Origin of the sequence: Bifidobacterium cuniculi, assembly GCF_000741575.1 — a bacterium.
In the GTDB taxonomy this organism is placed as follows: Bacteria; Actinomycetota; Actinomycetes; order Actinomycetales; family Bifidobacteriaceae; genus Bifidobacterium; species Bifidobacterium cuniculi.
Map to the genome: position 1 here is coordinate 632,848 of NZ_JGYV01000001.1, position 9,302 is coordinate 642,149.

At 58.5% G+C, this 9,302-nt stretch carries 21 protein-coding genes; all 21 read left to right on the top strand.

Features of this window, described 5'->3' with window-relative positions:
* Positions 1-244: 244 nt before the first annotated feature.
* The gene (locus tag BCUN_RS02905) at positions 245-1,066 is read left to right on the top strand and encodes a PD-(D/E)XK nuclease-like domain-containing protein (RefSeq protein ID WP_033515356.1); all 822 of its coding nucleotides are present in this window, start codon (positions 245-247) and stop codon (positions 1,064-1,066) included.
* Positions 1,066-1,647 carry an ERF family protein gene (locus BCUN_RS02910; RefSeq protein ID WP_033515354.1) on the top strand — a complete coding sequence of 194 codons (582 nt, stop codon included), beginning with the start codon at positions 1,066-1,068 and terminating at the stop codon, positions 1,645-1,647. Before BCUN_RS02905 ends, BCUN_RS02910 begins: the two co-directional genes overlap by 1 nt.
* Entirely contained in the window at positions 1,644-2,210 is a 567-nt protein-coding gene (locus tag BCUN_RS02915) for a single-stranded DNA-binding protein (RefSeq protein WP_081895487.1), read from the top strand. The genes BCUN_RS02910 and BCUN_RS02915 overlap by 4 nt, the downstream gene beginning before the upstream one ends.
* On the top strand, positions 2,210-2,389 hold the full coding sequence (locus BCUN_RS02920) for a hypothetical protein (RefSeq protein WP_033515350.1): 180 nt from the start codon (positions 2,210-2,212) through the stop codon (positions 2,387-2,389). Before BCUN_RS02915 ends, BCUN_RS02920 begins: the two co-directional genes overlap by 1 nt.
* Positions 2,390-2,638: 249 nt before the next feature.
* Positions 2,639-3,574: a DNA cytosine methyltransferase gene (locus tag BCUN_RS02925; RefSeq protein WP_033515348.1), complete on the top strand. Its 936-nt coding sequence runs from the start codon at positions 2,639-2,641 to the stop codon at positions 3,572-3,574.
* Entirely contained in the window at positions 3,571-4,086 is a 516-nt protein-coding gene (locus tag BCUN_RS02930; protein WP_033515346.1) for a hypothetical protein, read from the top strand. Before BCUN_RS02925 ends, BCUN_RS02930 begins: the two co-directional genes overlap by 4 nt.
* Positions 4,083-4,286 carry a hypothetical protein gene (locus BCUN_RS02935; RefSeq protein ID WP_033515344.1) on the top strand — a complete coding sequence of 68 codons (204 nt, stop codon included), beginning with the start codon at positions 4,083-4,085 and terminating at the stop codon, positions 4,284-4,286. Before BCUN_RS02930 ends, BCUN_RS02935 begins: the two co-directional genes overlap by 4 nt.
* Entirely contained in the window at positions 4,283-4,552 is a 270-nt protein-coding gene (locus BCUN_RS02940) for a hypothetical protein (protein WP_033515342.1), read from the top strand. The genes BCUN_RS02935 and BCUN_RS02940 overlap by 4 nt, the downstream gene beginning before the upstream one ends.
* Positions 4,552-4,758 carry a hypothetical protein gene (locus tag BCUN_RS02945; protein ID WP_033515340.1) on the top strand — a complete coding sequence of 69 codons (207 nt, stop codon included), beginning with the start codon at positions 4,552-4,554 and terminating at the stop codon, positions 4,756-4,758. The genes BCUN_RS02940 and BCUN_RS02945 overlap by 1 nt, the downstream gene beginning before the upstream one ends.
* Positions 4,755-4,970 carry a hypothetical protein gene (locus BCUN_RS02950; protein WP_033515338.1) on the top strand — a complete coding sequence of 72 codons (216 nt, stop codon included), beginning with the start codon at positions 4,755-4,757 and terminating at the stop codon, positions 4,968-4,970. Before BCUN_RS02945 ends, BCUN_RS02950 begins: the two co-directional genes overlap by 4 nt.
* Entirely contained in the window at positions 4,967-5,152 is a 186-nt protein-coding gene (locus BCUN_RS02955; protein WP_033515336.1) for a hypothetical protein, read from the top strand. The genes BCUN_RS02950 and BCUN_RS02955 overlap by 4 nt, the downstream gene beginning before the upstream one ends.
* Before the next feature lie 87 nt (positions 5,153-5,239).
* Positions 5,240-5,800: a dCTP deaminase gene (gene dcd, locus BCUN_RS02960; RefSeq protein ID WP_033515334.1), complete on the top strand. Its 561-nt coding sequence runs from the start codon at positions 5,240-5,242 to the stop codon at positions 5,798-5,800.
* Positions 5,801-5,816: 16 nt separating this feature from the next.
* Positions 5,817-6,008: a hypothetical protein gene (locus BCUN_RS02965; RefSeq protein WP_033515331.1), complete on the top strand. Its 192-nt coding sequence runs from the start codon at positions 5,817-5,819 to the stop codon at positions 6,006-6,008.
* Positions 6,009-6,092: 84 nt separating this feature from the next.
* Positions 6,093-6,251 carry a hypothetical protein gene (locus BCUN_RS12155; RefSeq protein ID WP_156100114.1) on the top strand — a complete coding sequence of 53 codons (159 nt, stop codon included), beginning with the start codon at positions 6,093-6,095 and terminating at the stop codon, positions 6,249-6,251.
* 560 nt (positions 6,252-6,811) lie between these two features.
* A complete protein-coding gene (locus BCUN_RS02970) occupies positions 6,812-7,006 on the top strand; it encodes a hypothetical protein (RefSeq protein WP_033515329.1) in 195 nt (64 codons plus the stop codon).
* Positions 7,007-7,128: 122 nt separating this feature from the next.
* On the top strand, positions 7,129-7,365 hold the full coding sequence (locus tag BCUN_RS02975) for a hypothetical protein (RefSeq protein WP_152598038.1): 237 nt from the start codon (positions 7,129-7,131) through the stop codon (positions 7,363-7,365).
* Positions 7,362-7,556 (top strand): hypothetical protein, encoded by a 195-nt coding sequence (locus BCUN_RS02980; RefSeq protein ID WP_033515324.1) that lies wholly within the window; start codon positions 7,362-7,364, stop codon positions 7,554-7,556. The genes BCUN_RS02975 and BCUN_RS02980 overlap by 4 nt, the downstream gene beginning before the upstream one ends.
* Positions 7,549-7,983 carry a hypothetical protein gene (locus BCUN_RS02985; RefSeq protein ID WP_033515321.1) on the top strand — a complete coding sequence of 145 codons (435 nt, stop codon included), beginning with the start codon at positions 7,549-7,551 and terminating at the stop codon, positions 7,981-7,983. Before BCUN_RS02980 ends, BCUN_RS02985 begins: the two co-directional genes overlap by 8 nt.
* Positions 7,980-8,360: a helix-turn-helix domain-containing protein gene (locus BCUN_RS02990; protein WP_033515320.1), complete on the top strand. Its 381-nt coding sequence runs from the start codon at positions 7,980-7,982 to the stop codon at positions 8,358-8,360. The genes BCUN_RS02985 and BCUN_RS02990 overlap by 4 nt, the downstream gene beginning before the upstream one ends.
* The gene (locus BCUN_RS02995; RefSeq protein WP_152598037.1) at positions 8,350-8,985 is read left to right on the top strand and encodes a pyrophosphohydrolase domain-containing protein; all 636 of its coding nucleotides are present in this window, start codon (positions 8,350-8,352) and stop codon (positions 8,983-8,985) included. The genes BCUN_RS02990 and BCUN_RS02995 overlap by 11 nt, the downstream gene beginning before the upstream one ends.
* Complete coding sequence (locus tag BCUN_RS03000) at positions 8,982-9,299, top strand: hypothetical protein (protein ID WP_033515315.1); 318 nt, start codon at positions 8,982-8,984, stop codon at positions 9,297-9,299. Before BCUN_RS02995 ends, BCUN_RS03000 begins: the two co-directional genes overlap by 4 nt.
* Positions 9,300-9,302: the final 3 nt, after the last annotated feature.

Below are 9,302 nucleotides of genomic sequence, written 5' to 3' on the forward strand. Positions count from 1 at the left end.
GCGGGAAATGTTACCGACAGCATTGGCGCCGCACCGTGTTAGCTGACCGAGAATGCCAGGCGTGTGGAAAACGAAAGAACCTTAAAACAAAGAACTATTGCGGTACTTGTTACTGGAAAGTGCGTGCGCCTTACACGCTTTGCAAAGCGTGCGGCCACGCGGCCCTGATTCGAGCACGCGGCTTGTGCAACCCCTGTTATTGGAAGCAACGGAAACAAAAACGACGACTGGAAGGAGCAGCCTGATGGTGCGAATGGAACAGATCAGCGACACTGACTATTTCGCACATCCCGCGTTGGACCAGACCATGCTCAAGAAGTTCATGCAGTCACCACGCGCCTACGCATGGGCGAAAGAGCACCCGGTCGAGGATAATGCGGCGTTCGCGTTCGGCAAGGCCATGCACTCCATCGTACTTGGCTCCGGCCCCGCCCCCATGGAACGCCCCGACGCGAGAACAAAAGCCGGAAAGGAAGCTCTCGCCCTGTATGCGGACGACGAGAACGTGGTGATGCTGTCGGCACGTGACATGGAACTGGTGGACATGATGAAGCGGAACATGCCCGACATCGCCGGCATGCACCCTGGCCGTCCCGAAGTCGCCATGTTCGCCACCGACCCCGACTCCGGCGTTGAACTGAAAGGCAAAGCCGACTGGCTTCCCAACGGGCCCGACGAAGATGGCGTCTACAGGATCGTGGATTACAAGACACTACGCGACCAGCCCGAAGATTTCCCGCACGACGCATACAAGTACGGGTACCACATTCAAGCCGCATTCTACATGCGTCTCTACCGTCTCTGCACCGGCTACGCGGGCCCACTTGGGTTCGAGTTCATCACCCAAAGCAAACAGGCACCCTACGACTGGATGGTGTGGCGGTTCACGGAAACCCAAATGGAAATACGTGACGTGGCTAATCCACGCATCGACCAGGCGTTGCAACAGTTCGCATGGTGGCAGCAGCATCCTGACGCGAACATGCTCGACTGGGGCGCCGACCACACGCCCCAACCAATCGAATACACCAACTGGCAGATCACCAAGGAAATGGAGGAACTCTAATGCCGGTCATAGAAGAAAACAAGCGCAGCGACTACGGGTCTTACACCGACCTGTCAAGCCTGATGGCGTACGTGGAAAAGGAAATGAAGCTTGCTGTCCGCTTCGAGGTTGCCGCCGGTACGGAAGATGAGCCGGACATGGTCGTCACCTATCTGAAGCAGCTTCCTTCCAGCCCCTACGTGGATTGGACCGGCCCCCTGTGCCCGGCGCCGATCATCGTCGGAGGCGGCAACCGTCAGGTGAGCCCGGCGCAAGCGTACGGTAGCGCGCTCACGTACGCGAAACGCTACTCGCTTCAGGGGGCGTGCGGTTTGGCGACCAGCAGTGATAGCACCCAGTTCACCGATACGCAAACCCGTGACGTGCAACTTATGAGCGACGAAACCAAGGAACGCATCGACGATCTCCTCGACGCTAGGAGCGTTCCGCCAGGGGGAGAGGACCGATACCTCAGCGGCATCGTCGGCTCCGCTGTCTCGTATCGTACGCTCACCGAGCCGGTGGCGCAGCGCATCCTCGACGCCTACCAGAAGCATTTGGAAAACACCAGCAACAACAATCACAAGGAGATGGAAGCATGAGTTTCCCCGAGTTTTATTGGATGGGTAACGTGTACTGCGGGAAGGACCAGGACGGCAACGCCCTGGCCGACGTGCAGGTCAAGCAGTCCCAGAACGGCAAACCGTATTGCCACTTTACGGTGATCGGCAACAAGAACCGTTTCAACGAGCAGACACAGCAGTGGGACACGGTGAAGACCATCGGCATGCAGGTGACCGTGTTCGGTGACTATGCGGCCACTGTCGCGCAGAACATCCACAAGGGCATGCGGGTCCTGTGCGTGGGCGAACTGGACGAACCTGGCGCCTACACGGGACAGGACGGACAGGCTCATGGCTCTTATCGGATGATCGCGCGCACTGTTGCCGTCATCCCCTCCAAGCCGCAGCAGCAAAGTGGTTTCGTTGCCAACCAGCAAGCCGCCCAGCCGGCCGCCCAGCAGCAGTATCAGTCCCCGCAGGGTGGGTTCACGCCGGGCATGAACCTCGCACAGCAGGGCCAGGGACAGCCGCAGGGGCAGCAGCCTCCGGCAGACCCATGGGCCACGAACGATGGCGGCTTCAGCCAGGAGCCCCGCTTCTAATGAGCCACCTGTACGGTCCGACCGATCACGAGGGTGACGCCGCCTGCACCAGTTGCGGGCGGCCCCTCCCGCTCACCGACATCATCCAAGGCCTCCACGTGTGCCAAGACTGTGCAGACGACTGGAAAGCCGACTACGACTACGACGGCTGGGAAAACGACATGTGGGAGGAATCGTAACCATGCAACCATCCTCGACAGGTTCGGAGACGACGAGGACCACGATGATGCATAAATGCCCATTGCCGTTGCCGGAGGATTCCGTGTGGGACATATGGGAATGTCCTGAATGTCATTCTTGGTGGCGACAAGAACTCTACGCAGGGGCGCATGGCCCGTTGAGATGGTGGGAACCGTCCACGTTCCTCTCCTGCGTATTCCATCATCCAGTCCAATACCAGCACATACAACGCGGAAAGAGGTACGACCGTGCTGCAAATTCTTGAGCTCTTCGGTGGCATCGGAGCGCCCCGTTGTGCGCTTCGCAACCTGGGTGTGCCGGTGAAGTCGATTGACTACGTGGAGATTGACGAGAAGGCAGTGCGGTCTTACAACAAGATGTTCGAACATGATCTCGAATATCGTGTGCAGGACGTGCGTGGCTGGACCCTCCGCCCGGACATTCTCGTACATGGCAGCCCTTGCCAGGATTTCAGCATTGCCGGACACCAGAAGGGTGCGGACGAGGGAAGTGGCACCAGGTCGAGCCTCATGTGGGAAACGCTGCGCATCATCCGTAACCTGGGCGAGTGGATGCCGAAGGCGGTGGTGTGGGAGAACGTGCCCAACGTGCTCTCCAAGCACATGCGGCACAACTTCGACAAGTACTTGGGTGCCATGCGTTCCCTCGGCTATGTGAGTGCGTGCGACGTGCTGAACGCCATGGACTTCGGGCTTCCCCAAGACCGGCGCAGGGTGTTCACCATCAGTGTGCTCGACGGCGCCGTGTTCGACTTCTCGAAGATCAAGCGGCGGCATCCCCGCCCGATTGGCGAGTTCCTGGAACACACTGACGAAGCACGCTACAAGGTGACGCAGCCGAGCATGCTGAACCGTATCGGGGAGCATGATGGCCGATTCAACGGATGCGTCCCCATCATCGAGGACCATGCGCACACGGTGACGACGGCACAGATGCGCTGCCCGAACGCGGGAGTCGTACCAGTCGAGGATGGATACAGGTATTTGACGGAGCGGGAATGCTGGAGGTTGCAGGGATTCACGGACGCCGACTATGAGGCGGCACTGGCCGCGAACCCAGGAAGGCCGGGTTGCATGAACGGCGCCCTTTACAAGCAGGCGGGGAACAGTATGCCCGTGCCCGTGTTGGAAGCAATCTTTGAACAGTTGGAGGTGACCAAGTGACTCGTAACCGTCAGAGTGCGAAGAAGGCAGGAGCCACGTTCGAGAAGGCCGTAGCCGACTATCTGGCATGGGCGTTGGATGATGCGCGTATCGAACGCCGACATCTGAGCGGCACCAAGGACCGGGGCGACATCACCGGCGTCATGTTCAGCCAGGAACATGTCGTCCTGGAATGCAAGAACGTGGTGCAGCCACGCCTCAACCAATGGTTAAGGGAGGCGGAAGAGGAAGCCGGGAACGATGATGCGCCCCTGTGGGCGGTCGTGTACAAGGTGCGTGGCGTCGGCATCACACCGGACAGGATCGGTGAGCATCACGTGGTCATGCGCGCCTATCTGCTCGAATATTTGAGCTGCCCCACCAGTCTCGCAACCCACAGCGCACTCGAAATGCACCGCACGCTCCTCCACCCCCACGAGGACCGGCCCTGCACCATCAGCCTGCACTATTTCGCCCACCTACTCAACCATCGTCAGCCTCTCGGCCCGGAAGAAAAGGAGACCAGCAATTGAGCGTGAAAGCAATCACCGTGTACGAGGTTCAATGCGACCAATGCGGCAAATGGCTCAAAAACGCATTCTACGAACTCGTACAGGCAGACAGCGAACAGGAAGCGTACCAGCGGGCCCGCGACCTCGGCTGGCACACAAGCGAAGACTACCCCTTCGCCATACACGCCTGCACCGACTGCCAGAAGGAGAACCAAGAATGAATAACTGGAAGCCAGTGCCCGGCAACCACGAAACATGGTGGGACGAAGCCAAGCTAGGGGACAGGATCACCATTACGGAAATCATCAACCCGGAATGCACCGTCACCTCGACCGGCATCATCCGCGACATCACGAACGAATGGTGGAACGACGAAGTGCGTGTCTTCCAACTGGGAGACGGCTCACATCGCTTCTACGCCGGTGTGGGCCGCGTCTTCGACCCAACCCGCCAGTTCATCCAAAAACTCGAAAGGAAGGAAGACTAATGCAAACCGCATGCGTCGTAATCATCCTCGTAGCCATTGTCTGCATGGTCATCGCCTGCATCATCGCACAGCGTGAATCAGACAAGGCATTCCACGAAATCCTCGACGTAGTCAAGGAACAGGACAACCAGATCATCCAGCTCACTAAGGACATGCGCCTCGCAGAGGCCGCCATCCACCATCTGAACGAAAGGACCAAGAAATGAGCCTCATCGCGCTTCTCCTCGCCATCCTCGCCGTCGCCTTGGGCGTCGTCTCCCTGGTGCTCCAATGGTTGCACGCGGACGTGGCGGACCACAACACGAGAACCCTGTTCGACCGCACCCGCACCCTTCACCATTTGCACTTGTCCACGAAGCATCGCGTGGACGACCTGGAAGACAAGATGAACAAGATTGACGAATGGGCCCAGCAATGAGAATCCTCACCATCACCGCCGCCATCCTGTCTGTCGTGGACCTCGTCGGCGTCGTCTATGCGTGGAAGTGCCTGTACAACCATCGGGACGCCATAAACGCACTATGGGGAACGGGAAACAATCGTGTTTTTGTGGATGCAATCAACCAGCTCAACCATGACAAGGCAGACCGCGACGAATGAAAGACTGGCCCGCCTACGTGATGCTCGCCCTGTGCATCCTCCTGTCCTGGCTCGCCAACCACTACGACAAATAAGGAAAACACTGCCATGACCACCCTCACCGACCAGCAAATCATTGAACTGAACAACCAGTATCCCCTCATCACCCCATTCAGGCTCGACCAAGTACAACCAGCGTCCTACGACGTGACCCTCGACGGAGAGTTCAGCATCTGCGTGAACGACGACACCCGGCCCAGCCACGAAGGATTCCGCGACACCATGACCGGCGAAGAACATGGATGTCACTACGAAAAACACCGTAGGGAATGGTACGACATGCAACCCGGCGAGTTCATCCTTGGCACCATCGTGGAAGCCATCCACCTGCCTGCCAACATGCTCGCCCGTCTCGAAGGGAAAAGCACCCTCGGACGCATGGGTGTCGCAGTCCACGTCACCGCCGGTTTCGGTGATCCCGGTTTCGAGGGAACCATCACGTTGGAACTGAAAAACGAGTCACAGCAGATACTCCGCCTGACCAAGGGGCAGCGCATCGGACAACTTGTATTCGAACGCCTCGAACAGTCCTGCGCACGCCCCTACGGGCACGACAAGCTTCGCTCCCACTACCAAGGGCAGCGTGGAGTCACCACCCCCCGCCTCTAAGAAAGGACCCCTCATCATGCCGTCGAAGAAACAGATCGCCCGCATCCACCAGCTTGCACACATGGGTTACGGGGAAGGAGACATCGCCGCCCTCACCCACATCCATCGTGGGGACGTGCATAGTGTGCTCCTCAACCCGGAACATCCCGTATTCAACCAGCAGGATTACCGGCCCGATTCCATCGAACCGTCCTTCGACAACATGTAAGGACCCCCAGTATGCTCCCTCGCACCTATGCGGCGTCACCAATGGCAATCCTCAGCGTCTGCCCGCACGACACCCCCCTACTCGGTGACCGTCACCGACAAAGGCGTCACCACGGCAGACTCGCTTCTCCAGGACAAGGACGCCGTGGACGCCACCTACCACGCACTCGACCAAATCAAGAAAGCAATGGACCAATGGACGAAAGGAAAAACGCATGATGAACACCATGCCGAATCGTGCTGACCTGCGCTACCGGCAATGCGAACGCTGCCACCAGTGGACACTCCTACCCGCACACGGCGCCGACCTATGCGACTACTGCCGTGCAGGGCGACGAAAACTCCACCGTGACCAATGCCCACTCTGCCACAAACCCACCATCTACGCGCGAGGCTTGTGCCGCAAATGCTACGACGCGCAACGAAAACCAAGCCGCACAGAACAAGACCACATCACGTACCGGATTGGAGCGGACATGGACACTGACATTCAAACCGCGTCTGAGGAAGCGGCCACCTACTGCAACGCACACTCTGACGCATCCTATGCGGCCGTGTTCGACCGTCTCCTGCGTGACTCCGGCTACACAGTCACCGCCCCCATGCCGAGACGATCATGAAACAGCAACGGTTCCTGTTACGCCAACTCAAACGGCAGGGTTGGCGCATCCGAACCTCGAAAAAAGGTTGGATGCTGTACCCGCCAGACCGCGCATATGATGCCGTCCCCTTGCACAAGACCTACAGCGACCATCGCTGGTGGCAGAACATGATTCACGATCTGCGAAAGAAAGGCTACACACCATGAACAGCCCCGACGTGTTCCTCGAATGGTTGAACGACGAATACGAACGTTACACCGCCCGACGTTACACCGCCCGACGTTACGCCGCCCGACTGTCCGGCCGCGACTGGAACACGTATGACGACGCCTACACGGACGCACTCGACACCGTACGAAGCGTGTACGAGTACTTCAAACAGGAGGGAAAACTATGAGCTTGGAAAGCTTCACGCCAGTAAACACAACACCGGCACCCCCGGCACCGTCAGCATCATCCCCGCTCTGCCCTCAATGCGGCCAACCCATGAACGGGCCCGTACGAACCAACCTTCTCGGCATGGACGGCAACGGTGCCACATACGAGTGCGCCACATGCGCCTGGACCCGATGCGAACACGCCGACTGGCCCGTTCCACACTGGAGTCTCGACCTCGACCAGCAAGCACTCAACGCACTCAAAGGCGCCGACCTGGGCAACGCTCCTGCCGCCATCGCCTACGTGACCGGCTACAAGCAAGCATGGAACGCCGCCCTCACCCTCACCCAAAACATTGAAGAAAGACTCAACACATGACCTGCCCAATCACCGAACACCTCCTCCCATGCCCCACATGCGGCCACATCCCATTCATCTACGACATGGGCACCCACTGGGCCATCTACGACCCCACCTGCGACATGTTCGTAGACCGCATCTCACGACGCGAAAAAGCAATCGCCGCATGGAACATGCACACCCAGCAGAAGAAGAACACCCATGAGTGACCTCGAACCCTACGAAGCCATCGAAACAATCTTCCAGCCCCTCATCGAGGACGCCATGCAACGCGCAGCCGAACACACCAAAAACAACCCCTACGAAATCCCTGGAAAACCCTTCTCCCTTGAACGACTCATCTTGGGACACCTGCGCGGCTATGCGGAACAATACGAATTCATGTGGTACGGGCACCGTAACGGCACCGGCAAAAGTCTGGTCGAACTGAAATACGATGCCACTTTCAACGAACTGTTCGTAACCATGCTAGAAGCGCGCTGGTACGTGCGCCGATACGACACGTCACACGCAATCTGGGATGACAGGGCAGACAAGATCGCCATAACCCGCATCTGGGCACGGATGCGGGAAATCGGCGCCGTCACCGTTCCCCGTGGCGCCCAAGCAATCACAAGAAAGGACGTTGACCAATGAGCGACGAAAAGCGCTACGGCTACCCGTATCGGGAAGCCTGCTTCGAAGCCGCAACATTCCGCCACCAGCTCCTCACCATCCTGTACAGCGCACGGTTGGCACGCGGTCTGTCCCGCGCACAGTTGGCGGAACGCATGAACACCACCGAACAACGCATCCGCGACATCGAATGCGGACAAGACGCGGCAGACCAAGCGGAAATCACCAGTTGGATCATCGAAACCGGCGTCCTCGTCGCCGTCGCCGGAATGCTCATGAACCCCGACGACCAAGCCGAACGCGACTACGACGAACGCCTCTACATGGACCAGCGTCTCACCGACGCCTACCACGCTGGAGACCCAGCGGAATTCGAAGGAGACCCCGATGAAGAGTAAGCATCCCGCCCGCCGCCACCACCATCCACAACCCGCATTGAAAGGCAGCCTCGTGATCGACATGCACACATGCGACGCCGTATGGGGACGCTACATCAACCAAGAGCGCAAGAAAATCCGTAAACTCACGTGGGGCCCCTACTCGCGCCAAATCACCCGCTACGTCAACCAACGCATTGATGAACTCTTCTACACCCTAGATGGTGTCCGACGATTCAACGAACTCTACCACACCAACGAATCCACTACGCGCCTCGTACCGTTCGGCACCTGGGCAGCATTCCACCCCTCCCATCAGCGGCAGGACAAGTGGCAAGCCCTCAAGGTGTTGGAGGAAGCATCCGAAGTGGTCGAAGCATGCAAGCAGTGGCTCGACTGGAACAAGCTCAGCGACGAAGAACAAGACACGATCTGCTCGCAAGCCACCATGCCCCTCCCGTGCAAGCAAGCCATCGCCAACGAAATCGCCGACCTGCTGCAAACACTCGCCAACCTGTGCAACGCCTACGGCATCACTCACACCATGCTCAAACAAGCAGACAACACATGCATCGAAAAGAACACCGCACGCGGCATGTACGAAGCCGGACCACGAACACACATGCACCGAGAGGAACAAGCATGAACCCTTACCTTGCCTTCCTCATCGGCATCTGCGTCGGCGCAGCCGCCCGCCTGATTGTCAACCTCTTACAAGTCGCCTACCGCGTCATTACGGAAAGCACCTGGTACCAGTGGAACTTCCGACCCTTGAGACAAGCCGTATACTGCGCCTGGTGTTCCACCTCCGGGAAACCTTTCATCGTGTCCACCCCCAGCCAGCCCCCACGAAAAGGTCTCAAACAAGCCAAGAAACACATGCGCACCGAAGAACACCTAAACAACAAGCCAGCAAGTGAACCCACCGGATCAGAACACTTCCTCACCCTTCACCCCTAAAAC